The following is a 24,100-nucleotide window of genomic DNA, read 5'->3' as shown; positions in this document are numbered from 1 at the left end:
CTGATCGCCCCCGCGCGATGCTCTGCCGCGACCCCGCAGTGTCCGCATATTGGAATGGCATATCCACTTCCCGAGAACCGCTCCATCATGTAACCTGCACGAAATTTTGCACTCGCAGAGGGCCAACGTCGTCCCTCGGCACATGAACTTGCCACTTGACGACGACGGGAGAGCCGATGCGTACGCCGCGCCAGCCGTCCCAGCACTCCGCGAACGACCACAGCTGGTCGTTCATGGATGCTCGCCCTGCTGCGCAGGGTATGTACGACCCCCGCGACGAGCACGACGCCTGCGGCGTCGGCTTCGTGGCCACCCTCACCGGTGAGGCGAGCCATGCGCTGGTCGAGCAGGCGCTCACGGTCCTGCGCAACCTGGAGCACCGCGGCGCGACCGGCTCCGAACCCGACTCCGGCGACGGCGCCGGCCTCCTCTGCCAGGTGCCCGACGCCTTCTTCCGTGAGGTGGCCGGATTCGACCTTCCCGCGGCGGGCGCGTACGCGGTAGGCATCGCCTTCCTGCCCGAGGACGGCACCCAGGACGCCGTCTCACGCATCGAGACGATCGCCGCCGAGGAGGGCCTCACGGTCCTCGGCTGGCGCGAGGTCCCGGTCGCCCCCGAACTCCTCGGCGCCACCGCCCGCTCCACCATGCCGTCCTTCCGGCAGGTCTTCGTCACCGACCACGCCAGCGAGGGCATCGCGCTGGACCGCAAGTCCTTCGTGCTGCGCAAGCGCGCCGAGCGCGAGGCCGGTGTCTACTTCCCGTCGCTCTCCGCGCGCACGATCGTCTACAAGGGGATGCTCACCACCGGGCAGCTGGAGCCCTTCTTCCCGGACCTGTCCGACCGCCGCTTCGCCTCCGCGATCGCGCTCGTGCACTCCCGGTTCTCCACGAACACCTTCCCGAGCTGGCCGCTCGCCCACCCGTACCGCTTCGTCGCGCACAACGGCGAGATCAACACGGTCAAGGGCAACCGCAACTGGATGCGCGCCCGCGAGTCCCAGCTGGTCTCCGACCTGTTCGGCTCCGCCGACCATGGGCACAGCGGCTCTGACGGGCGCACCATCGAGCGGATCTTCCCGGTCTGTACGCCCGACGCCTCCGACTCGGCGTCCTTCGACGAGGTCCTGGAACTCCTGCACCTCGGCGGCCGCTCGCTGCCGCACTCCGTGCTGATGATGATCCCGGAGGCGTGGGAGAACCACGACTCCATGGACCCGGCCCGGCGCGCCTTCTACCAGTACCACTCCACGATGATGGAGCCCTGGGACGGCCCCGCCTGCGTCACCTTCACCGACGGCACCCAGGTCGGCGCCGTGCTCGACCGCAACGGTCTGCGCCCCGGGCGCTACTGGGTCACCGACGAGGGCCTGGTCGTCCTCGGCTCCGAGGTCGGCGTCCTCGACATCGACCCCGCCAAGGTCGTCCGCAAGGGCCGCCTCCAGCCCGGCCGCATGTTCCTCGTGGACACCGCCGAGCACCGCATCATCGAGGACGACGAGGTCAAGGCGACCCTCGCCGCCGAGCAGCCGTACGGAGAATGGCTGGAGGCCGGCGAGATCGAGCTCGGCGACCTGCCCGAGCGCGAGCACATCGTCCACACCCACGCCTCGGTCACCCGCCGCCAGCAGACCTTCGGCTACACCGAGGAGGAGCTGCGCGTCATCCTCGCGCCGATGGCCAGGGCCGCCGCCGAACCGATCGGCTCCATGGGCACCGACTCCCCGATCGCCGCGCTCAGCGAGCGCCCGCGGCTGCTGTTCGACTACTTCACCCAGCTGTTCGCGCAGGTCACCAACCCGCCGCTGGACGCCATCCGCGAGGAACTGGTCACCTCCCTGCGCTCGTCGCTCGGCCCCTCGGGCAATCTGCTCGACCCGAACGCCGCCTCCTGCCGCTCGGTCGTGCTGCCCTTCCCGGTCATCGACAACGACGAGCTGGCCAAGCTCATCCACATCAACGCCGACGGCGACATGCCCGGCTTCAAGGCCGCGACCCTCTCCGGTCTGTTCCGGGTCAGCGGCGGCGGCGACGCCCTCGCCGCGCGCATCCACGAGATCTGCGCCGAGGCCGACGCCGCCATCGACAACGGCGCCCGGCTGATCGTCCTCTCGGACCGCCACTCCGACGCCGAGCACGCGCCGATCCCCTCGCTGCTGCTCACCGCGGCCGTCCACCACCACCTCATCCGCACCAAGCAGCGCACCCAGGTGGGCCTGCTGGTCGAGGCAGGCGACGTCCGCGAGGTCCACCACGTCGCCCTGCTCATCGGCTACGGCGCCGCCGCGGTCAACCCCTACCTGGCGATGGAGTCCGTCGAGGACCTGGTCCGTGCAGGGACGTTCCTGCCGGGCATGGACACCGAGCAGGCCATCCGCAACCTGATCTACGCGCTCGGCAAGGGCGTCCTCAAGGTCATGTCCAAGATGGGCATCTCCACCGTCGCCTCCTACCGCGGCGCCCAGGTCTTCGAGGCCGTCGGCCTCGACCAGGCGTTCGTCGACGAGTACTTCAACGGCACCGCCACCAAGATCGGCGGCGTCGGCATCGGCGTCGTCGCCGAGGAGGTCGCCGCCCGGCACGCCAAGGCGTACCCGGCCAGCGGCATCGCGCCCGCGCACCGCACGCTGGAGATCGGCGGCGAGTACCAGTGGCGCCGCGAGGGCGAACCGCATCTGTTCGACCCGGAGACGGTCTTCCGCCTCCAGCACTCCACGCGCACCGCCCGCTACGACATCTTCAAGAAGTACACGGACCGCGTGAACGAGCAGTCCGAGCGCCTGATGACACTGCGCGGCCTGTTCGGCTTCGCCTCCGACCGCCCCTCGATCCCCGTCGACGAGGTCGAGCCGGTCTCCGAGATCGTCAAGCGCTTCTCCACCGGCGCCATGTCGTACGGCTCCATCTCGCGCGAGGCGCACGAGACGCTGGCCATCGCCATGAACCAGCTCGGCGGCAAGTCCAACACCGGCGAGGGCGGCGAGGACCCGGACCGCCTCTACGACCCGGCCCGCCGCTCCGCCATCAAGCAGGTCGCCTCCGGCCGCTTCGGCGTGACCTCCGAGTACCTGGTCAACGCGGACGACATCCAGATCAAGATGGCCCAGGGCGCCAAGCCCGGCGAGGGCGGCCAGCTGCCCGGCCACAAGGTCTACCCGTGGGTGGCGAAGACCCGGCACTCGACGCCGGGCGTGGGGCTCATCTCCCCGCCGCCGCACCACGACATCTACTCCATCGAGGACCTGGCCCAGCTGATCCACGACCTCAAGAACGCCAACCCGCGGGCCCGCATCCACGTCAAGCTGGTCTCCGAGGTCGGTGTCGGCACCGTCGCCGCGGGCGTCTCCAAGGCGCACGCGGACGTCGTCCTCATCTCCGGCCACGACGGCGGCACCGGCGCCTCCCCGCTGACCTCGCTCAAGCACGCGGGCGGCCCCTGGGAACTCGGTCTCGCCGAGACCCAGCAGACGCTGCTGCTCAACGGGTTGCGCGACCGCATCGTCGTCCAGACCGACGGCCAGCTGAAGACCGGCCGCGACGTCGTCATCGCCGCGCTGCTCGGCGCCGAGGAGTTCGGCTTCGCGACCGCGCCGCTCGTCGTCTCCGGCTGCGTCATGATGCGCGTCTGCCACCTGGACACCTGCCCGGTCGGCATCGCCACCCAGAACCCGGTCCTGCGCGAGCGGTTCGCCGGGAAGGCCGAGTACGTCGTGAACTTCTTCCGGTTCATCGCCGAGGAGGTCCGCGAGCTCCTCGCCGAGCTGGGCTTCCGCACCATCGAGGAGGCCGTCGGCCACGCCGAGGCGCTCGACGTCACCCGTGCCGTCGACCACTGGAAGGCCCAGGGCCTCGACCTGGCGCCGCTGTTCCACGTGCCCGACCTGCCCGAGGGCGCGGTCCGCCACCAGTTCGTCGCCCAGGACCACGGTCTGGAGAAGGCCCTCGACAACGAGCTGATCAAGCTCGCCGCCGACGCCCTCGGCGGCTCCGGTGCCACCGACGCCCAGCCGGTGCGCGCCCAGGTCGCCATCCGCAACATCAACCGGACGGTCGGCACCATGCTCGGCCACGAGGTGACGAAGAAGTTCGGTGGCGCCGGCCTGCCCGACGACACCATCGACATCACCTTCACCGGCTCGGCCGGCCAGTCCTTCGGCGCCTTCCTGCCGCGCGGCGTCACGCTGCGCCTGGAGGGCGACGCCAACGACTACGTCGCCAAGGGCCTGTCCGGCGGCCGTGTGATCGTCCGCCCGGACCGGGGCGCGGAGCACCTCGCCGAGTACTCGACCATCGCGGGCAACACCATCGCGTACGGCGCGACGGGCGGCGAGCTGTATCTGCGCGGCCGCACCGGCGAGCGGTTCTGCGTGCGCAACTCCGGTGCGCTGGTGGTCTCGGAGGGCGTGGGCGACCACGGCTGCGAGTACATGACCGGCGGGCACGCGGTTGTCCTCGGCGAGACGGGCCGCAACTTCGCGGCCGGCATGTCGGGCGGCGTCGCGTACGTCATCGACCTCGACCGCCACAACGTCAACGCCGGCAACCTCGGCGCGATCGAGGAGCTGGACGACACCGACAAGCAGTGGCTGCACGACGTGGTGCGCCGCCACGCCGAGGAGACCGGCTCCACGGTCGCCGAGAAGCTGCTGGCGGAGTGGCCCGCCGCCGTGGACCGCTTCAGCAAGATCATCCCCAGTACGTACAAGGCAGTGCTCGCCGCCAAGGACGCCGCCGAGCGAGCGGGTCTCTCCGAGACCGAGATCACCGAGAAGATGATGGAGGCGGCGACCCATGGCTGACCCGAAGGGCTTCCTGAACCACGGCCGTGAGGTCGCCGAGACCCGTCCCGTCGCCGACCGCGTCCGGGACTGGAACGAGGTCTACGTCCCCGGCTCCCTGCTGCCGATCATCAGCAAGCAGGCCAGCCGGTGCATGGACTGCGGCATCCCGTTCTGCCACAACGGCTGTCCGCTGGGGAACCTGATCCCCGAGTGGAACGACTACGCGTACCGCGAGGACTGGACCGAGGCGTCCGAGCGGCTGCACGCCACCAACAACTTCCCGGAGTTCACGGGCCGGCTGTGCCCCGCCCCGTGCGAGTCGGCGTGTGTGCTGGGCATCAACCAGCCGCCGGTCACCATCAAGAACGTCGAGGTCTCGATCATCGACAAGGCGTGGGAGACCGGCGACGTCGCCCCGAGCGTCCCCGAGCGGCTGTCCGGCAAGACGGTCGCGGTCATCGGCTCGGGCCCGGCCGGCCTCGCCGCCGCGCAGCAGCTCACGCGGGCCGGCCACACGGTCGCCGTGTACGAGCGCGCCGACCGCGTCGGCGGCCTGCTGCGCTACGGCATCCCCGAGTTCAAGATGGAGAAGCGGCACATCAACCGCCGTATCGAGCAGATGCGCGCGGAGGGCACCCGCTTCCGCACCGGGGTCGAGGTCGGCCGCGACCTCAAGGCGACCGACCTGAGGAAGCGGTACGACGCGGTCGTCGTCGCCGCCGGTGCGACGACCGCCCGTGACCTCCCCGTCCCCGGGCGGGAGTTGAAGGGCATCCACCAGGCGATGGAGTACCTGCCGCTGTCCAACAAGGTCCAGGAGGGCGACTACGTCGTGTCGCCCCTCTCGGCCGAGGGCAAGCACGTCGTCGTGATCGGCGGCGGCGACACCGGCGCCGACTGCGTCGGCACGGCCCACCGTCAGGGCGCGGCCTCCGTCACCCAGCTGGAGATCATGCCCCGTCCGGGCGAGGAGCGGCACCCGACGAACCAGCCCTGGCCGACCTTCCCGATCCTCTACAAGGTCACCTCGGCCCACGAGGAGGGCGGCGAGCGGATCTACTCGGCGTCCACCACCCACTTCGAGGGCGACGAGGACGGCAACGTCCAGTGGCTGCACCTCGCCGAGGTCGAATTCGTCGACGGGAAGCTGACCCAGAAGCCGGGCACGGAGCGGAAGATCCCCGCCCAGCTGGTCACCCTCGCCATGGGCTTCACCGGCACCGACCGCGAGAACGGTCTGGTGGAGCAGTTCGGTCTCGACCTCGACGAGCGCGGCAACGTCGCCCGCGACGCCGACTTCCAGACCAACGTGCCGGGCGTGTTCGTCGCCGGCGACGCCGGCCGCGGCCAGTCCCTCATCGTGTGGGCCATCGCGGAGGGCCGCTCCGCCGCCCGGGGAGTCGACCGCTTCCTGACCGGCGTCAGCGACCTCCCGGCGCCCATCCGCCCCACGGACCGCTCACTCATGGTCTGATCCCCACCGAGAACGTCCCGTACAAAGGCGTACGGAACACCAGACGGCGCCTGCCCAGTCCCCGACCGGACCCCGGGCAGGCGCCGCCGCATTCCCGCCTGTTCTCCGCCCTCGGCCCGGCTACTTCCCGCCCCCGGGGGCGACCCAGGTGACGACGACGGCGCCGGCCACGGCGAGAACCCCGACCAGCGCGAGCCAGCGGGCGGCCTCGACCAGCCGCCAGACCGTCCTGGTCCGCTGCCTCTCGTAGCGCAGCAGCCGGGTGGGTTCCGCGTAGACCTGCTCGCCGGGCCGCCCGTGCACGGCGACGACACTGCACCAGGACGCCGAGACGAGGGCGAGGAATCCGGTGACGAGCAGGGAGATCACCGCCCAGCGCGGCCCGTGCGCCAGCTTGCTCAGGTTCTCCTGCCCCTTGAGGACGAAGACGGCCGTCAGCAGTCCGGTCAGCGTGGAGAGGTACGTGCGGTAGCCCTCCGCCTGCTGGAGGGCGAGCCGCAGTTGCTGGTGCGGGTCGCGCAGGGCGTCTCCCCTGGCTTCCGCCTCGCGCACCTGCTCGTCGGTGAAGGCCATGGAGGGCGCTCAGCTCCCGTCGGTCAGGGCGGCCGGGGGCGGGGCGAGGGTCAGCAGCGCGCCGCAGCCGTGGGCGTTCGCCGGGCGAGGCTGGTGGTAGCTCTCGCACCGGCAGGTCGTCGTCCAGGGCTCGGGTCCGGGATCACGGCGGCGGCCCAGGAAGCCCCCCTTGGAGATCAGCGGCTGGACGGGGCCGAAAGAGCGTCTCATCGGGCACCGGCACACCGGGCAGTCGCCGGTGGCGACCAGTTCCCGCTCGCCCTCGCCGTCCTCGGCCGTCCACTGGAAGGTGACGAGGCCGGGATGGCGCTCGCGCCGGTACTGCGTGGCGGGGGTCATGACACCTTCCTGTTGTTGTCGTCCGCCGCGGGGACGGTGAGGCCGAAGAGCCGGGCGTACCGGCCGAGCCGTTCGAGGACCGTGTCCTCGTCGAGCCCCGTCTCCTCGGCGCACAGGGCGATGTGATCCTCCGTCACGCGACCCGACAGCGCGGGTGCGCGACCGGTCAGCTCCGCGGTCAGCAGGATCACGTCCTCCCAGCGGGGCTCCAGCTTGGCCTCCTCGGGGTCGGGCTCCACCACGCCGACGGTGAGGCCGAGGCAGCGGAACGGGGCGTAGCGCTCGTACACGCGCCCGATCGGCCAGCCGAACCGGCCCGCCACCAGCAGGAGTTCCAACGGTCCCAGCGTCCCGGGCCCGAGCAGTCCCCGGTCGAAGGCGGCGTGATCGAACCGGTCCGGCTCGAACGCGGCGAGGCGTTCCGCGTCCGGGCCGGTGAAGTCGCCCGGGACGTGCGGCACGCCCAGATCGGTGAAGGCGCCGAGCCGGGTGACGGAATCGGCGAGAGGGATGTGGCTGCGAGCGGCGTGGGCGAGGACGTCCCCGATCGTGAGGCGGGGGCGGAAGCGCACGGGTGCGTTGACCGGGGCGTCCTCGCAGAGGGTCCGTACGTCCTCGGCGGTCGGGCGCAGAGCGCGGTCCGGGTGGGCGACCTGCCCGATCTTCAGGGGCAGGGACGTCTCGATGTCCGTCAGGGCGTCGACGATCGTTCCCAGATCGGTTCTGTCGCGGGCTGCCAGAGCCATGAGATAGGCGGGGGAGGCCCCTGCCCCGTCGAGGTCGCCGCTCACGCCGAGATAAGGACTGCCGGGGAACACGATGCCGCCGGGTTCCGGGACGAGGAGTCTGTGGGGACTTCGTGCCTGGCGTTCCAGCGACGCGTCGTCGGCCGCGCCCCAGTCGACGAGACCGCAGTGATCAAGCATGACGACACTCTCGTGAAGTGTGCTCATGTCACCGTCGCCGTTCAGGAAACCGCCGACGATCTGCCATGGGCGCAGAGGCACGTCCGCCTGTCCCACGGCGAGTTCCTGCACGGTGTCCGCCACCCACTCCGGGACCTGCCAGTCGCTCGCCGCCTCGGGGATGTGGGGGGCGTGGGCACCCGACAACTCGGTCCCGGCGTTGACGTGGTCGGCCACCCTTCCCAGGGGAGCGCCGAGCCGGAAGGACGCCTCCAGCAGGTGGGAGATGGAGATCGCACCCTCGTTCCAGGGCGGCTCGCCGTCCAGGTCCTCGGCGAGCAGCAGCCGTTGGTCCGGCGGCAGGGTCCCGGCACGGCGTGCCGCCTCGGTGAGCGGACCGTCGAGGTTCATACCGAACACCCGCAGCGACTCGATGAGCTGCGCCAGTCGGTCGGGGGTGGACGACGACGCGGCCCGGGTGAGCAGATCGACCGGACCCACCCTGCCGGCCAGCCAGAACGCCTCGGCCCAGGGGGTGGTGAAGGACACGGCGTCGACGACGGCCAGCATGTTCACCTCGGACCTGGTCAGGCGCCTCTCGGCCAGTGCGGGGTCGAGTGGTGGCAGGCCGGGCAGGGTGGGGTCCACCAGGCGCAGACGGTCGAGCAGTTCGGCGACCTTGCCCAGGGTGAGCCTGTGCAGGGCGGAGACGGCGAGAACGGGTGCGTGCTCGGCCGGAGGGCGTGCCCGGCGGATCTCGTGAGAGCGCATGAGGAATCGGTGCTCCTCGGGAGTCCCTAGATTCCGGACATGGGCCCTCAGATCGGCGTAGGCGGAGTACAGATCGGCCGCGGGCTGGGAGACCGTCGTGTCGTCCAGCGAGCGCAGGTCTTCGACGGCCGGGACCGCGAGCCCCATCACGGCGTGGCGACGCAGGGCGCGAAGAGCGGTACGAACCGTGATCTTCGCCTGTGCGGCCGCCTGGAGCACGGTGGCCCACCGGTCAGGTGCGCCGTTCAGGAAGACCAGGGCGTCCAGGCCGACGGGCGGAGGATAACTCTCCGGTGCGAAGCGGTCCTTGGCCTGGCGCAGACCGAGCCTGGTGGCCTGCCAGTCCTGGAACAGCTTGCTCTCCTCGGGCCGGTCCTCGTCGAGGTTCACCGGCTCGGCGTAGTAATGGTCCAGCCACGTTCCGTCACTGGGCAGGCAGCCGACCCGGTCCAGCCGTACCTGCCCCGCGCCCAGGCGCTTGCCCGTGTCCGACTGCAACGTCGCCGTGGTACCGGAGGGCAGCGCACTCAGCATGGCCACGGCCACCCGAGGTGCCGACGAGGCGAGTCGCCACAGCCACGGCAAGGACACCTCCGTGCAGGTGGCGACCGCCTCCCGAACGCCCGTCAGGTACTCCTGGGTGACCAGTTCGTGGTCGTACGAAAGGATCTTGTTGCGGTCCACGCTCGGCACCGGGCTGTGCCGCTCCCGCAGGTTGATCACACGGCCGAAGACCTCGGGAGCGCCGGGCAACCGGACACCGTCCAGGAGGAGTTGGCCCGGCCCCTGCACCAGCCACAGGTCGCCTTCCGCGCCGACGGGCAGCGGCTCGCCCCGCCACCCGTCCCGCTTCTCCAGCGCCCCGGGCACCCAGGAGAGCTCCCTGACCGGCTCACCGCTCTCGCTCGACTCCACCGCCGTGACCCGGTGTTCCGTCACCCACAGCAGTTCCTTCAGCGTCTCCACCAGCGACGGCTGCTTCTCGTCCGCACCCGGTTCCGCCAGGTACAGCCGGACCCGGGTGCCGCCCTCCTCGGGTACCTCGGCGTCGTGCGAGGTGCCGATCTGGAGGAGCCCGGAGCCCGACTGGATGTCGGCCCGCAGGGCGGGCTCCGGGCCCACCCGCCCGAAGCGGTCCACGGCCCGGGTCCACACGACGACCTCGTCGGCGAGCATGAAGTAGCTGAACACCCCGATACCGAAACGGGAGTTCATGGCCCGCACCCCGATGTGCTCGCGGCGCCAGTTGCGCCGTTCCTGCACGAACTCGGGGTCCTGCTCGTAGCGCTTGCCTGCACGGGCGAACATCGAGGTGAGCTTGGCCCGGGTCATGCCGGAGCCGTTGTCGAGGCACTCGATGTAGGGACGGCCGTCGTGCCGGCCCTGGGTGAGGGTGATCGTGCCGTCCCAGGAGGTGGGCAGTCGGCCGTAGCGGCGCCGCATGTCCCGGTAGCGGCAGGCGTCCAGGGCGTTCTGGTACAGCTCACGGACGGCCAGCATCCGGTCGCCGTACAGCTGGGTGCCCATGAGGAGCGGGCGGATCTCGTCCTCGGCGAGACGGAAGCGTTCCAGCGGCTCCTTGTACCGGCCGGGCAGGGGCCGCAGTTCGTCGGCCGTGACCCGGCCGGGCAGCCCCCGCAGCAGCGGCTGGGTCACGGCGTCCGCACCGAACGCGCGCACCGTGGCGTCGGCCGCCAGAGTCAGTTCCTCCAGCGCCGCGTGCAGGGCGGGGTGGGGACAGCTGAAGCGCACGGCGAGCCCGTAGGAGTCGGGGGAGTGGCCGTCCGTGATCTCGTAGTCGAAGCTGCCGAGCGCGGCGCCGACCTGCCGGGGCACGATGGGCTCGCTGGCGCCGAGGTGGTCCACGAGCACGCTGGACAGCCGTCGCGGATCGGCGGCGAGCTGGCCCGCCGTCCACAGCAGCCGGGCCAGTTGGTGCCCGCGCCACTGGTTGCCGCGCACGGGTCTGGTGCCGATCCACTCCTCGCCGTGGGCGGTGTCGCTGATGCGCGGTCCGCGGTCCGGCTTGACCGTGAGATGGCCGAGGACCTGCCGGACCTGCCGGTCGACCTCCCGGCGCTCCTCGTCGCCGCGCGGACCGGCGCCCGGACCGTCGGCCGCCGCCTCGATCGCCTTCACGACAAGGCCGATCAGCTCGTCGACCGCCGGGTAGACGCCGGGCGGCTCCCATTCCCACAGCCGGTCCCAGTCGGCGACGAACCGGTGCCGCAGCCAGTGGTCGGCGGCGGTGGTGGCTTCCTTCAGACCGCGGCCGCGCAGCGTTTCCGTGGCGCGCAGCACCTGGGGGTGCGCGCGGCACACGTCCCGGGCGGCCTCCCGGACCAGCCCGTCGTGGTCGGCGGCCCGCTTGTCACCGCCGCGCGGCCCGGGGTCGAGCCGGCCGGGCAGCAGCCGGCGCAGCTCGTCGAGGGCGATGGTGACCACGCCTTCCTGCACCACCGCGGCGGCCAGCAGACAGGCGGTCTCGGCGGGGGAGAGCAACTCGTCGTTCTGCAGCTTGGCCCGGCCCACGAGCGCGGACAGCTGCTCCTCGACCCTGGCGGGGTAGCGCGGATCCGTCCAGGGGTCGTCCCGGTGGGCGGCCGTGCCCTCACTGCTCTCCACGACCCACCGCACCAGCTCGACCAGCTGTTCCTTGACCCGCTCGTGCACGGCGGCGCCCGAGGTGTGCCGCCACAGCCCGGACTCGCGGATGATCCGGGTCCACTCCAGGGTCTGCTCCGACCCCTCGCACACCACCGGGTCGCGGTGCTCCGCGTCGCCTGCGGGCCAGGGGAGCCGCTTGGCGACGGTGGGCGGTTCGACGTGCGCGTACGCGTCGGCGATCCGGTCCAGCTCGGCGGCCGTGTACCGGGCCACCTCGTGGAACGTGGTCGGCGGAGTGACCCGGGACAGCGCCTCGGCGAAGGCCTGGGCGAACCAGCTCCCGGCCACCGGGTCCGCGTAGGAGCGCTGGCCGGAGCCGCAGCTGTAGAGCCAGTACGCCTCGTGGCCGGAGAGCCAGCCGCCGGCCTCGTCGCTCTCGCGCCGCCGCGGGCCGCCCGACCGGCAGATGTCCAGGCAGACGATCGCGGTGACCCCGGACGGCAGCCGTCGCAGCAGCTCGCTCGGATCGGCCCTGAGCAGGGTGTTGGTGTCCAGGGTGGGAGCGCCGTCCGCGGACGGCCAGTCCGCCTGGCTGTCGGCGAGGACCAGATGGTCCCGGTCGTTGACCGTCTCGCCGTGCCCGGAGAAGTAGAGGAGCGCCGTGTCCCCCGGCTCGCAGGAGGCGAGGAACCGCGACACCGCGCCGATCACGGGCCCGCGACCGGTGTCGTCGGACTTGATCTCGACGGTGTAGTCCGACTCCTCCAGGGCGGTGCGGACCAGCGACAGGTCCCGGTCGACGAAGTCCAGACCGCCGTAGCGCTCGGCCAGTTCGGGATGGTCCGCGAGATACGGCGTCTCCCTCACACCGATCAGCAGTGCCCGCCTTCTGCCCTTGCCCGACCCGTCCCCCGACATCGGCACCGTCCCCTCCCCGCCGGCCGAACCCACATCATGACAGCAAAGGGCCAGAGGGAAGGGGAAGTTGGAGGAGCCCTACGGCACCCGGTACGTCTCCCCGTACACCTTCCATTGCAGTGGTGTCTTCAGGGTCATGTTGCCGTCGTAGAGGAACCGTCGCTGGGCCGTGTCGATGCGGGTGGTGTCGATGTCGGACCTCTTCTCCTTCATCGCCTCGCGGCGGAGGTCGAGGAAGATGTCCAGGTACGCCTTCTCCTTGCCGCCCTGCGAAGGCGTGTCGGCCTCCTTCATCGCGCGTTCGCGCAGGCCGTAGAAGCCGTCGGCGTCGGTGTCGGGGCCGTGGAAGACCATCGCGTCGTAGTAGACGAACTGGCCCAGCGTGCCCAGGCCGTCGAGCTTGGCGAGGCGGACGGCCGGGTTGAAGTAGACGCGGTCGCGCTCCTTCTCCTGCGCCGTCCGGAACGCCGGCACCGCGGCCTCCTTCTTCCAGGCCGGGACGAAGCCCGGGTCCAGGCCCTCGTGGGAGTCCGTGCCGTCCACGTCGCGCAGCGCCGGCAGGTACTTGGCCAGGCCGTTGTCCGGGTGGTCGTCCGTGTAGCGCTGGACCAGGGTGAGCAGATCGTGCGTGCCGGTGCAGAAGCCGATGATGCCCGCGGTGTAGCCCTGGCCGTCGCCGATGTCCTCGATGTAGCCGTACGAACTGCGCCAGTCCAGCGTGGAGTTCTCGGCGCTGGCCACGAGCTGCTGCGCCAGCTCCTTCTTGTCCGGCGCGGCCAGGCCCGGCGGCAGGTCGGCTATCACCTCGTCGTCCTGGGCCCGCTCGGAGCGCTCGGCCCGTGCCTTGGCGTCCTGCCGGGACTGCTGGGACGCCGAGCCCGCCGACGTCCCGGACGAACCGGAGTCGCCGGGACCGACGGCGAACACCACCGCGGTCACGACCACCGGCACGGCCGCGAACAGCAGGATTCCCCCACGCTTCATGCCACTACCCACCTCATGACGGATCCTGCTGCACAGCGGATCGTTTCCCGGCGCTTCCTGTCATGTGCGCTTTCGCATCACGACGTCTTCACGCCCCCCGACGGACACGGTAGTGCCCGTTTCAGATCGCCGTGCCGGTGAGCCGTGACGCCTTGGCGTACGCGAGCACCAGGAGCAGCACGAGCAGCGCCACACAGGTGCCCGCCTGGATCAGCGTCCGGCGGCCGTCGCGGGGCGCGTACGCGTACGCCAGGGTCACCGCACCGCCCGCCAGCAGCCCGCCGAGGTGCCCCTCCCAGGAGGTGATCCACGCGGAGATCACCAGCCACAGCAGCAGACCCGACATGAACCGGTTGACCTCAGCCATGTCGTAGCCGAGCCGGCGGCCCATCACCCAGTACGCGGCGCCCAGCCCGAAGATCGCCCCGGAGGCGCCGACCGACAGGGCGTCCGGCGCGATCAGCAGCTCCAGCACCGAGCCGCCGAGCGCCGACAGCAGGTACAGGGCGAGGTAGCGGACCCGGCCCAGCTGCGCCTCGACCACCCGGCCGATCGTCCACAGCGCGACCATGTTCATCAGGATGTGCGCGATGCCGAAAGTACCCCCGGTCGGCGGCTCGTGCAGGAACGCGCCGGTCAACAGGCGGTACCATTCGCCGCCCGCGATCCCCTCGGCGTGCACGTCGGGGCCGTACGGGTACTGCCACAGGAAGTGGCCGTCGGCGCCCACGAGCCCGCGGCCCAGCATCCCGAACCGGTCCACGACCGACGGCCGCACCAACTCGGCCAGATACGCGGCGACGTTCAGCCCGATCAGTACGTACGTCACCGCCGGCACCGCCGAGATCCGGCCGCCGAACGCGGTGCGCGCCTGACGGATCGAGCGGGCGCCCTCCTTCACGCACTCCACGCACTGGTGGCCGACGGCGGCCTCCCGCATGCAGTTCGGGCAGATGTAGCGGTCACAGCGGGTGCAGCGCACGTGGGACTCCACCTTGGGATGGCGGAAACACGTGGTCACGGCAGATTCGGCGGCCACAGCCGGCTCCTCGGGAAACGGGGACGGGACGAGCCGGTGGGGACGGCGGCGATCAAAATAACCGGGCCTTCCGACGGCCGGTCGGCGGGGGTCCGTGATCACGTAGTCTCGGCCCCCGGAACGGGAACGAGGGGGAGTCCGGCATGGCCGCGATCAGTCTCAGCAAGCTGGAGGAGACCGCGCCCGCGCTGGTCCCGGCCTACCGCAGCGCGGGGGTGTCCCTGGCCAAGCACGGCCTCGACGGGCTGCGGGCCGCCGTCTACCTGGTGGTCGACCACTCCGGTTCCATGAAGCCGTACTACGACGACGGCAGCGTGCAGGAGCTCGCGGACCGGGTGCTCGGGCTGTCCGCGCACCTCGACGACGACGGCCGGGTGCCCGTGGTGTTCTTCTCGACGGACAACGCTTCACGCGTGGTTCAACGCTGAGTGACTAGGTCGTGATCAAGGAACCCGCAGGTCAGAGCGATTCGCCTCTGCGAATCGGGCCATGATCACCAGAGGGTCCGTCGGGCGCTGTGAGCGCTACGCCCTGTAGCCGGTTCTGGCACCCCCGGGGCACGTCCGGACAGCAGGGGGCGGAGCCACGAACTCCCAGGTTGGCCTTAGTACGGAGATCCGCCGTACTCAACTAAGAGTCGCGAAGGCGGGCGGTGCGTCGGTGGGCGGAGGGGGTGAAGTCCTCCATGATCACCATGTGCACGGGTATGGCCTCGCCCATGCTCTTGATGCCGAACGCGCGCCGCCCAGGAAAGGTGTAGTTGTGGCACGCATCCATGCAGGGCCCACGCGCTGCTCGCATTGCCCTCCGCTGGGCTGTGCTTTGCCAGTACGTGACTCTGCTTTGCGTTCTTCGCTGGGTAACGCAGCGAAGGTGTCCATAGGTAGATGAATGTGCAGGCCAGCGCGGCTGCGGCAGTGCCGGGGCGCGTCCAGGCAAAGCGGAGCTACCGACTCCCATGCCTGGATGGTGGCGGTGTGTACCGATTCATCCGGTCTGTCCCTCACCCTCTGACCCGGGGGTTTTAAGGGCGCGGCCCTGGGAGGGGATGTACTCCCCTCTTGTATGCGCCCCAGACCCCTTAGGTCACCCCTGACCGAGACGGGCGGCAGTCCAAAGCGCTCACGCCTGCGGCTGCTCCGTGGCCTTGTCGACCACGAACACGCCCATGCCGGTCACGGTCTCGACCAGACCTTCATCCCTGAGTACCTGGACAGCCTTTCGGAGGGTGTCGCGGGCTACGCCGTACGTGGCCTCAAGCTCGACCAGGCTCGGGATGCGACGGCCTACCGGAATTGCTCCGCTCTTGATCTGCCGCCGCAGATCGTCGGCGATTTGCCGGTACGGCGGTACGGGGCCCTCGCGGTCAATGCTCATGATCAGGGACGTTAGGTGACTGCCGTAGTCATGCCATAGCTACCCACGGGGGTAGCAGGGGGTAGTACACCCGGATACCGTGAAGCATGAAAGGACCCCGGCGACCGCGCAAACGGCCCCGGGGCGTGGCCAACGCTGCGAGGAGCGTCGACACATGCAAGTTACCGTCCATACATCCGGCGCCGACACACGGCCGCCGGACATCGCGCTCATGCGTGCCCGTGCACGCCGTGCGCTCACTGAAGCCATTCCCCCTGACGACCTGGACTCCGTCGTCACCGCGCTGCGCGGGTATGCGCAGCGGCTCATCCCGGACGTCGAGAGGCTGGCTCACGAGGAACCGAGCGGCAGCGCCCCCCGGTACGCGGCCTCCGTGTGCGTGATGACCGCACGCGACAGGCTGCGCCTGGGCAACGGCGGGACGCTGGCCGTCCGCATCGCTGTGGCGCAGAAGCTCGCGCGTGCCGTCACTGCCCTGTGCGACCACTACGAGAACCTGGGCAGGCAGGCGTGACGCGCGTGTGCCGGGCCTGCGACAAGGTGATCGTGCCGCCGCAGGCGGCTGTGCTCGTAGCGCACCAGGAGTCCAACTCCGGTCCCGGCTGGGACATCTGGGCGCACGCGGACCACGTCGACGACGTGGAACTGATCGACCCCGTCCTCCTGCGGATCATGACGCGCATCTGGGCCGCGCGTGCGGGGAGCGGGGGAAGCGCGTAGGGGGAGAGTCCTCCCCTTTTTGCGCGCAGCTCCGTGAAAAGAAGCTGTACACGCGCCATTCCGGAGGGAAAGTCGACAATTCAGGGCCTGTGAGGGAGATAAGCACGTCCCGTGTTTAGCAAGGAATCTCTCGGGGCTTTTTAGCGGTCCCCGTCGAAGCTCTTTCCGGTGAAATGGAAGACCCCCCTGGACGTCTCGATCCAGGGGGGTTCTTCTGTCATCCGCCAGGTTTTGTGAGCGTCCGAGGCAATGGCCAAAGGGGTCCGAAGACGCTCACTCCCCGACGAATTCCAGGTACACAGGCGAGTGCGCAGCCTTAGGCGCTCGGGCCTGTGTAAGCCTGCATCGATCCGCCCAGGAAGCCAGACGACGGAGACTCGTTGTGCATGGCATTGGGTCCAGGGCGCTGTGCGCCCGTATTGGGGGCCATCCAGAGCTGCTGTGTCGAAATGGAGGAATCCGCGCAGCCGCCATGCTTGGAGATGACCGGCCACACTCCGCCGCCAGCCTCATGGCCAGCGTTGTCCTCCACGACTTCAGGCCCCGGAATGAATCGCTCGGCCACTGGTGCTCTCCACTTCTTCGCCGGACGCGGGCAGGTCGCTGGGAATAGGGTTTCCGTGTTCCGCTCCCATAGGCAGGGTGTAACCGGGCCCGCCGGAACCACCGCCCGACAGGACCGACCACACCTGTCCGCGCTCGTGCCCCGGGTCGCCGGACAGGTCGGTGCCGGGTACGGCACGCGTGGAATCCATGACAACTCCCATGGGGTGGCTAATAGCCAACGCCGGTGTAGTTCATGCCGGTCATGGAACCCTGGCTCCGCAGGTACTGCGTAAGTTCCTCAGGGCTCTTGGCGGCACGTATCTGCCGGATCTGTTCCTCCTGGGTACCAGCGGGCGGTGCTGCCCCCACTGCACCCATGGACTGCATGCGCTGGTACTGCATGATCTCTTCCGGGGTCAGCCGGGAGTTCGGATAAGGGCTCTGGGAAATCTGGGGGGCGTCGCCCTCCATCAGTTCCTGGAGCATCGCCTTCTGACTCTCCAACTCCCTTTTCAGAGCCACGTTCTCCGCCGTGATCGCCTTCACGTGGGCGCGCAGCCCTGGCGAACGCGGCGCGTTGCGCTGCTGCTGCGGTGGTGCTTCTTCGAATTCCTCGTACTCGTCGGCGTCGTACTCATTGCCGTCGTAGTAACCCATGCCGTACATGGCGTGGCCTCATTCCTTGGCCGCCCTACCCCGAGGAAGGGAAGGGGTTCCGTCGCCGGACTCGGATTCAGACGGAGGGCCGGGAGATCTCCGCCGATGGAATGAATCTACCGGGAAGGGAGAGGCCGGGGCCGGCTCCGGCCTCTGGGATTTCTCACACCACACCCATGAGGGCTGTGCACGAACCCGTTCCCGTCGCACTGGACAAGGACGTACGGAAGAAACGGAACGCCTTTCCCGTGGACGTCGCCGTGACAGTGGCAGCAGCAGAAAGGGCGACCGTTGTCCCGGTCGACACCCACGCAGTGCCGTCCAAAGAGCCCTCGATAGTGAGCGTCCCGGCCAGGGTGCCGGTTCCCACGGCAACGACCGTTGCCACACCGTGCGGATGGGTGCCGTCGACGGCTGTTCCCGTGGCATTCCCCGGGACAGCGCTCAGCGTGGTCCCGGCGGCGCTCTGTCCCTCCAGGGACACCCTCATTTCGGCCATGGTGGGCCCCTTCTCGTGATGCCCCATGAGTCCGAAGGACTCCGTGGAGCGCTTGACCGTCACCACCTCATAGACGGAGGTGACGGAATTCTTCTTCGTCGCCCTGGCCTGCCGCATGACGCGGCGCAGCGACTGCTCCAAGCCTGGCTCCCGCTCGATGATGCCGATAAGCCAGGCGAGGCGGATAAGGGGTTGTTCCCCGCGACGGCTGTGCGCCCGCATGGTGGCCTCTTGGACGACCAGCGGTATGCAGTGAGGGCACGCGGCCTTCAGGCCCCCGTAGGGGCACTCACGGACTTCTTGGACGACGCTGCGGGAGAACCGCATACTCGTCTCCTCCTTCTTGATGTGGTCGCGTTGAGGGGAAGGGGCCCGCTCCCGGATGTCCGGCCAGGAGCGGGCCTCACGCACGTTCGGGGGTGCCCAGCGGGGCTGTGCAGGGTTCTGTGCAGGGGTACCCTGCACAGCCTTTTCGCAGGTCAGGCGGCACTGTGCAGGGTGTGCAGGGCAAAACCCCCCATTGTTTACGGAACTGCGCAGCAGGGGTGCCCTGTCTCCATTGGGACCGAGGGGTCCAGAGGGCGCCCACAGACGGGGCACCCGTCCTCGACCCCGATGCCCCGGAACATCGGGGTCTGTTTTCCGTCCCCGAACAGTCCTCGCTTCGAGCGGAAGGGGGCGAACCTCAGTCCGCTCTCGTACAGCTCCTTGAAGAAGCGGGTGTCCTTCATGACGTACGCCCCGGCCCACTCGGCGTAGGCGTCGTACATGTCCTTCTTCGAAATCACCATCTCGGAACCGAGGGTGAAGGTGTCCTCGATCCAGGTCTTCAACGGGGAGGAAGACTCTTCGGTGATGCCTCGCGCCGCAGCGCTGGAGGCGGGCTCCGTGAGGTATCCGCGACGCTCAACGCGCTCCAGGCCATCCAAGGCCCAATTGAGAATGCCGGGCATCTCTCCGGCGATGGCCTCCTTGAGGGTTGTGTCCTCCTGGCCGAGGAACGACTTAGTCATGCTGAGGATGACCAGGCGCCCACTCAGGGCGCCCGACGGGTCCCTGAAGTCCGGCAGGTTGTTGCTCATGAGGACCAGGCGGGCGGGAATCTGCCCGATGTAGTCCCGCTGGTACTTACGGGACACCGACACAGGGTCGCCGCCGGATATCGACAGCAGTCGCTCCAGCACGATCTCGGAGTTCTCCTTCGGGACACGGGAGTCCGGGATCACGGCGAGCGACTTTCCGATCAGGGACTCCAGGCCGAAATCTGTGGCCAGTTTTGCCGCTGTCGTTGAGGCGCGGTTGTCCTCGCCCACGAGTGCAGTCATGGTGCGCTCGATCGTTCCCTTGCCCGAGCGCGTCGGCCCCTGGACATAGAGGATCTTCTCCAGGTCGGTACGGCCACTGACCATGTAGCCGAACCAGTCTTGGAGAGCACGGATCGAATCCGGGTCGTCCCCCCAGACCGAGTCCAGGAACCGCAGCCACCTTTGCGGCGGAGGAGCGTCGGGGTCGTAGTCGAACGGCACCGACACGAAGTTGAAGAAGCGCGGCGTAAGCGGGTGCAGCGTCCGCGTGGCTACGTCGAGCAGTCCATTGCTGCAAGCCACTACGGCCCCTATAGGGGTCTTTTTCTGCTCTGTACCCTGCACACCCTGCACAGTGCAGGTCAGACCGCATTTTGAACCCTGCACAGCACCCTGCACAGCACCCTGCACACACCCTGCACAGGGCAGGAAGGAGGGGGCCTGGACTGTGGCGGACAGATAGGCAACGGCCTGCATGGCCTCGATGAGGTCAGCGACTTTGCGTCGGTTCGGGTGCCATGGAAGGGGTGTCTTGCCCTGGAGGTAGTGGGCTGATTCGAGGGCGGGATAGATGTCTGCCCGCAAGTCGGTCCCCGTGGTCTCGACCCAGTGCGAGCCGTGCCAGCGGAGCCATTGGTCATTCCAGTGCCGCAGAGTCGGCATTTCCTGGACCGTCCAGCGCACCATCAAGGCGCGTGCCGTGGCCATGGGGTTCGAGGGCGGGGGAAGAATCTCCGCGCCGTCCGTCGCCGACGGCGTACGCCGCTCCTCCCACACCCGGGTCTCGTGCTCGGGTGTGCCAATGTGCCGTAGGCCGTGATCCACCCCCGCACGTCCGGCCTCCGGGTGGTCGGTCCAGGTGTCGACCGCCGCGTACAGCGCGGCGCGCAGATCGTGTGTGTGGAGCTGGTGCGGGGCGTAGTGGCTCAACTCCAGCGCGATGCCGTCCACCCAGGGTTCACCGCGACCACCGACCGGCTCATCCCGGATCTCTTGGCAGCGCTTGTCCACGTACCGCTGAAGCCCCTCAGGCGTCCCCTGGAAGCCCTCAAGGACTTCTCCGGTACGCCGGTCCACCGGAAGAGTCATCGGCACCCTGACGGGCTTCTGGAGCTTCTGAACGACCCATTCGGGCAGTGGCGCCAGGGGCGCGTTCACCTCCAGCGCGTACGGGCGCCCGAAGATGACCGACGGAGGCGCCACCACGTACCCGCCATCGCCTCGGGTGTCGATATCCGCACCGAGGTACTTGCCGTCTTCGCCGCGCGTGCATCCGAGGCGCTGGGCAGGCATCTGGAAGTAGTGATGCCACCCGCCCGTGGAGGTCTTTACGGTGTAGGTGGAGGGCAGTTGGCCGCTCTCCGCCTCCAGCGTGGAGAGCGTCTGGGCGCCCTTCTTGCGCTGCTCGATTCCGTCCTTGTCGACGTAGACCTTCGTGTCAACGTCCATCACGAAGAGATTCGAGCTGCCGGTAGCAATGCCGATGTTGGAGTCCGGCCACTTGTCCCACCACTCGAAGATCTGCTGAGAATCAGTGGTCGCGCCCTTGTGGCCGTTCATCGTGCGGGGGTGCTTGCCGACGTCCTTTCCGCAATCCTTGTTGCAGGAGCACCGGCCCGACGTGGTGTCGTGCAACGGGAAGACTGACCAGCCGTTGCGGGCGTAGGCGAATGCCGCCTGGAGGAGAGGACTGCGAATCTCAAACGCTGGCTTATCTGCCATGCTTGACACATCGCTTTCTGTAAAGCCACCCCGGCCCGCCCGCCGGGGTGGTTGCCTTTTTGCTGTGTTGCGGGCCCGGCGTCAGCCCCCGTTTATGGCGGGGGTCCTCTCCTCCGTAAGGGCCTGGTGGTCTCGCTATGGCATGCTGAGATCGCCTTTCATCGAGGTGGTGGAACGGCTCCGGAACCTGAACCGGAGCCGTTCTCTGCATTCGTCCCGGACGCGGCTCATGCCGCCGTGGAGGGCGCCAGGAGCGCACGCAGGCGCCCCAGTTGGTCCGGTGTGAGGGCGGGGGCGGCATCGACTATCCGGCGTACATGCGCGTCCAGCTCTGTGACCGTGGGCGCAGTCGTTTTGATGTGCGCACGCACCTCGGCCTCACTCACTTTTGTGAGTCCCGAGGTGACCCGGTAACCGGTCAGTTCGCCCCGCTTGACCATGCGCTGGATCGTCAGGGGATTGACGTGAAGGATCTCCGCTGCGCGACCAGGGCCGATCAGGTCGTCCGGCACGGGGATGCTGTGCATTGCCGTTCTCCAGGAGGGCGAATGGGCGCAACGACACTGCGTCGTTGCGACCGGGGCTCTCCTTCCCACGGCCCAACAAATACTACAAGGCGCCACCTCCGAAATCGGAATCGGAAGTGGCGCCCTGTGACAGTGACCTGATCGTGGCTTCTATTTCTTTGACAGCCTTTTGTGTGCCCGACCTGCGGGTTAAGCCGTAGGAGAAACCACGAAACGGACCCTGTCCAACACGGACCCTGAGTCGCTGTCGGCGGCACGCATGACGCGCGGCTGGCCGATGATGCCGGGGGAGAACAGCAAGGCGGCAATGGCGCGCTGCGCGTTGACCTCTGTTGCCTCCCAGCGCTCCGCCGCGCCGGGGCCCGCCTCGAACATGGAGGCCAGCGGGTTCGGCGCGGTGAGGGCGCTCTCCCGGTTCTGCAACTCCCTGATGGTCTCCTCCAGGCTGGAGATCTTCCGCGCGATGATCCGCGCCTCCGCCGGGGTCTCCGGGTCCTCTGCCTCGAACGCCTCCAAGTTGGCGCGCGCCGTGGCCAACTCCGTGCGCACGGCGGACACCTCGGAGTCGTCGGCGGGGGAGGAGAGGCCCGCCGCCACGTCGGGGCGTGACAGGTAGGCCAGCAAGACGCCGGGGTGCTCCGCGTCTCCGATCAGGAACGCGTCCGTCTCGGCTTTGTCGATGGCCAGATGGCCGTACGCGTAGCAGACGTATGCCGGGTGGAGCTGGTGGCGATTGCCGCCTTTCGAGACGGACATGCGCCCGCCGCACACGTCGCACCGCAGGGTGCCGGTGAGTACGTACCGCACGCTGGCCGTGGTGTACGTCTTCCGGGACGGGTCGGCCAGCATCCGCTGTACCGCCTCGAACACCTCCGGCTCAATGAGTGGTTCCCAGTTCCCGGGGCGCTCGGTGCCCGCGTGCACGCGGATGCCGATGTACGCCTTACGCATGAGCATCTGCCGCAGGTTCTGCGGTGAGAACGTGGCTTTGCTCTGGCGGCTGACAATGCCGCGTCGCTCCCAGTCCAGGGCCACGGACCGGATGGACTCCGGGGCCTTTTCGGTGCTGCCGAGCACCCGCCGGAACAACTCCCGGACCAACGGGGCCTCGCTGGGGTCCGGGTACTGCCGGACGGGACGGGGGCGCCCATCGATCAACTCATAGTCCCTGGCGTACCCGAACGGTGTCTTACCGTGCGGCCGTCCCTCACCCAGTGCGGAGTTCACGCCTCGCAGCGTACGGACGCTTAGGAGTCGTGCCTCTTTTTCCGCGTCATTGATGCCGGAGATCAGGGCGTGCCGGTCGCCGTAGTTCCGGGGATTGAACGTGCGGTCAAGGCTGGTCACGTGGATCAGGTATCCGCCGGACTCCACCGCGTCCACCAGGGACACGCCCTTACCCGTCTCGCGGGCGAGGCGGGAGATCTCCCACAGAACAAGCACGGTCCCCGGTGCTCCGAAGTCCTTCGACTCCAGATCGGCCATGAGCCGATCGAAGTCGTCCCGTGTCTTGCGGGCGAACTTGGACGCGCTGCCTGTATCGGCGTACGCCTCTCCCCATGTCCACGGGCCGTGCTCCTGCTCGGCCGTGACGTTGTCCCTGTGCTGGTCCGTGATCGAGCGGGCGATACGCCCCTTGCCCTTCGAGACGCGCAGGTACTCCCGCGCGGTCCGTGTCGCTACTGCTGTGGCCATGGCCCCTCCCTGATGACGTGCCCTTCAAGGGGACCATACGTAGAACTTTCACCACGGACATCGACGCCGAGACCGACATCTCGCTCGCCGACCACCGGGGCCGCGTCGAGCGGATCGTCGCCGGGCTCGGGCACATGGGCAGGACCAGCTACCACCTGGCCATGGACGCCGTCATCGACCACTACCTCGACAGCGGCACCACCGCGCCCGCCCTCGTCGTCTTCCAGACCGACGGCGGCCCGGTCAGCAGGCCCGCCGCCGAGCGCTACCTCTGCAAGGCCGCGAAACTGCCGCTGTTCTGGCAGTTCGTGGGCTTCGGCGACCCGGACGCCAAGCAGTTCGACTTCCTGCGCAGGCTCGACGACCTCCCCGTGCCGGACCGCAGGGCCGTCGACAACGCCGGTTTCTTCCACGCGGGCCGCGACCCGCGCCGGATGTCCGACGCCGAGCTGTACGACCGGCTCGTCGGCGAGTTCCCCCGGTGGCTGGCGGCGGCACGGGCCCAGGGCATCGTCCGGCCGGCCGCCGGGCACTGAGCGAAGCACCGACCGGCGGCGGGCGTCGGGCCTAGGGCGTGTTTCGAAAGTGGCGCCGTCCGCCCGGAGGGCGGGGCCCGCGGCGTCTGGTGCGTGCAGTCGCAAGGCGGAGGATCGCCCTCGTAC

General features: G+C 69.2%; 15 protein-coding genes and 2 pseudogenes. 6 read left to right on the top strand and 11 right to left on the bottom strand.

Features of this window, described 5'->3' with window-relative positions; genetic code table 11:
- Positions 1-176: 176 nt before the first annotated feature.
- Both gltB and AB0F77_RS17110 read left to right on the top strand, forming a co-directional pair.
- Positions 177-4,799, top strand: a complete 4,623-nt coding sequence (gene gltB, locus AB0F77_RS17115; protein ID WP_361948363.1) for a glutamate synthase large subunit — start codon at positions 177-179, stop codon at positions 4,797-4,799.
- Entirely contained in the window at positions 4,792-6,255 is a 1,464-nt protein-coding gene (locus AB0F77_RS17110) for a glutamate synthase subunit beta (RefSeq protein WP_361948360.1), read from the top strand. The genes gltB and AB0F77_RS17110 overlap by 8 nt, the downstream gene beginning before the upstream one ends.
- A 120-nt stretch (positions 6,256-6,375) precedes the next feature.
- Here the strand turns inward: AB0F77_RS17110 and AB0F77_RS17105 are convergent, their stop codons facing one another.
- From AB0F77_RS17105 to AB0F77_RS17085, 5 genes are all read right to left on the bottom strand, one after another.
- Positions 6,376-6,828 (bottom strand): hypothetical protein, encoded by a 453-nt coding sequence (locus AB0F77_RS17105; RefSeq protein WP_361948357.1) that lies wholly within the window; start codon positions 6,826-6,828, stop codon positions 6,376-6,378.
- A gap of 9 nt (positions 6,829-6,837) precedes the next feature.
- Positions 6,838-7,167, bottom strand: a complete 330-nt coding sequence (locus AB0F77_RS17100) for a hypothetical protein (RefSeq protein WP_361948354.1) — start codon at positions 7,165-7,167, stop codon at positions 6,838-6,840.
- A complete protein-coding gene (locus tag AB0F77_RS17095) occupies positions 7,164-12,368 on the bottom strand; it encodes a caspase family protein (RefSeq protein ID WP_361948857.1) in 5,205 nt (1,734 codons plus the stop codon). The genes AB0F77_RS17100 and AB0F77_RS17095 overlap by 4 nt, the downstream gene beginning before the upstream one ends.
- 78 nt (positions 12,369-12,446) lie before the next feature.
- Positions 12,447-13,352: a chitosanase gene (locus AB0F77_RS17090; protein ID WP_361948351.1), complete on the bottom strand. Its 906-nt coding sequence runs from the start codon at positions 13,350-13,352 to the stop codon at positions 12,447-12,449.
- Between the two features lie 121 nt (positions 13,353-13,473).
- On the bottom strand, positions 13,474-14,391 hold the full coding sequence (locus tag AB0F77_RS17085) for a rhomboid family intramembrane serine protease (RefSeq protein WP_361948348.1): 918 nt from the start codon (positions 14,389-14,391) through the stop codon (positions 13,474-13,476).
- A gap of 143 nt (positions 14,392-14,534) precedes the next feature.
- Here AB0F77_RS17085 and AB0F77_RS17080 point away from each other — a divergent pair.
- Positions 14,535-14,792, top strand: a pseudogene (locus AB0F77_RS17080) (VWA domain-containing protein); the annotation flags it as partial.
- 721 nt (positions 14,793-15,513) lie between these two features.
- Here AB0F77_RS17080 and AB0F77_RS17075 read toward each other — a convergent pair.
- On the bottom strand, positions 15,514-15,768 hold the full coding sequence (locus AB0F77_RS17075) for a GntR family transcriptional regulator (protein WP_361948345.1): 255 nt from the start codon (positions 15,766-15,768) through the stop codon (positions 15,514-15,516).
- 211 nt (positions 15,769-15,979) lie between these two features.
- Here AB0F77_RS17075 and AB0F77_RS17070 point away from each other — a divergent pair, with 211 nt between their 5' ends.
- A complete protein-coding gene (locus AB0F77_RS17070) occupies positions 15,980-16,282 on the top strand; it encodes a DUF6415 family natural product biosynthesis protein (RefSeq protein ID WP_361948342.1) in 303 nt (100 codons plus the stop codon).
- Entirely contained in the window at positions 16,279-16,488 is a 210-nt protein-coding gene (locus tag AB0F77_RS17065) for a hypothetical protein (protein WP_361948340.1), read from the top strand. Before AB0F77_RS17070 ends, AB0F77_RS17065 begins: the two co-directional genes overlap by 4 nt.
- Positions 16,489-17,262: 774 nt before the next feature.
- Here the strand turns inward: AB0F77_RS17065 and AB0F77_RS17060 are convergent.
- From AB0F77_RS17060 to AB0F77_RS17040, 5 genes are all read right to left on the bottom strand, one after another.
- Positions 17,263-17,700 (bottom strand): hypothetical protein, encoded by a 438-nt coding sequence (locus AB0F77_RS17060; RefSeq protein WP_361948337.1) that lies wholly within the window; start codon positions 17,698-17,700, stop codon positions 17,263-17,265.
- Between the two features lie 154 nt (positions 17,701-17,854).
- Positions 17,855-18,517 (bottom strand): hypothetical protein, encoded by a 663-nt coding sequence (locus AB0F77_RS17055; protein WP_361948334.1) that lies wholly within the window; start codon positions 18,515-18,517, stop codon positions 17,855-17,857.
- A 197-nt stretch (positions 18,518-18,714) separates the two neighbouring features.
- Positions 18,715-21,216, bottom strand: a complete 2,502-nt coding sequence (locus AB0F77_RS17050) for a phage/plasmid primase, P4 family (protein ID WP_361948331.1) — start codon at positions 21,214-21,216, stop codon at positions 18,715-18,717.
- Between the two features lie 227 nt (positions 21,217-21,443).
- Positions 21,444-21,743 carry a helix-turn-helix domain-containing protein gene (locus tag AB0F77_RS17045; RefSeq protein ID WP_361948328.1) on the bottom strand — a complete coding sequence of 100 codons (300 nt, stop codon included), beginning with the start codon at positions 21,741-21,743 and terminating at the stop codon, positions 21,444-21,446.
- A gap of 189 nt (positions 21,744-21,932) precedes the next feature.
- A complete protein-coding gene (locus tag AB0F77_RS17040; protein ID WP_361948325.1) occupies positions 21,933-23,438 on the bottom strand; it encodes a recombinase family protein in 1,506 nt (501 codons plus the stop codon).
- 47 nt (positions 23,439-23,485) lie between these two features.
- Between AB0F77_RS17040 and AB0F77_RS17035 the strand changes: the two are divergent.
- A pseudogene (locus AB0F77_RS17035) lies at positions 23,486-23,974 on the top strand (VWA domain-containing protein); the annotation flags it as partial.
- Between the last annotated feature and the right edge of the window lie 126 nt (positions 23,975-24,100).

Source organism: Streptomyces sp. NPDC026672 (assembly GCF_040638185.1).
Lineage (GTDB): Bacteria > Actinomycetota > Actinomycetes > Streptomycetales > Streptomycetaceae > Streptomyces.
Note: the sequence above shows the minus strand (reverse complement) of the source record. Positions and strands in the feature narration are given on the sequence as shown.

Excerpts from the sequence above, each read along its gene's own strand:
- AB0F77_RS17060 (WP_361948337.1), bottom strand. The coding sequence starts at position 17,700 with ATGTACGGCATGGGTTACTACGACGGCAATGAGTACGACGCCGACGAG.
- AB0F77_RS17095 (WP_361948857.1), bottom strand. The coding sequence starts at position 12,368 with ATGTCGGGGGACGGGTCGGGCAAGGGCAGAAGGCGGGCACTGCTGATC.
- AB0F77_RS17090 (WP_361948351.1), bottom strand. The coding sequence starts at position 13,352 with ATGAAGCGTGGGGGAATCCTGCTGTTCGCGGCCGTGCCGGTGGTCGTG.
- AB0F77_RS17050 (WP_361948331.1), bottom strand. The coding sequence starts at position 21,216 with ATGGCAGATAAGCCAGCGTTTGAGATTCGCAGTCCTCTCCTCCAGGCG.
- gltB (WP_361948363.1), top strand. The coding sequence starts at position 177 with ATGCGTACGCCGCGCCAGCCGTCCCAGCACTCCGCGAACGACCACAGC.
- AB0F77_RS17045 (WP_361948328.1), bottom strand. The coding sequence starts at position 21,743 with ATGCACAGCATCCCCGTGCCGGACGACCTGATCGGCCCTGGTCGCGCA.
- AB0F77_RS17055 (WP_361948334.1), bottom strand. The coding sequence starts at position 18,517 with ATGCGGTTCTCCCGCAGCGTCGTCCAAGAAGTCCGTGAGTGCCCCTAC.
- AB0F77_RS17100 (WP_361948354.1), bottom strand. The coding sequence starts at position 7,167 with ATGACCCCCGCCACGCAGTACCGGCGCGAGCGCCATCCCGGCCTCGTC.
- AB0F77_RS17110 (WP_361948360.1), top strand. The coding sequence starts at position 4,792 with ATGGCTGACCCGAAGGGCTTCCTGAACCACGGCCGTGAGGTCGCCGAG.
- AB0F77_RS17105 (WP_361948357.1), bottom strand. The coding sequence starts at position 6,828 with ATGGCCTTCACCGACGAGCAGGTGCGCGAGGCGGAAGCCAGGGGAGAC.
- AB0F77_RS17075 (WP_361948345.1), bottom strand. The coding sequence starts at position 15,768 with ATGAGCATTGACCGCGAGGGCCCCGTACCGCCGTACCGGCAAATCGCC.
- AB0F77_RS17040 (WP_361948325.1), bottom strand. The coding sequence starts at position 23,438 with ATGGCCACAGCAGTAGCGACACGGACCGCGCGGGAGTACCTGCGCGTC.
- AB0F77_RS17070 (WP_361948342.1), top strand. The coding sequence starts at position 15,980 with ATGCGTGCCCGTGCACGCCGTGCGCTCACTGAAGCCATTCCCCCTGAC.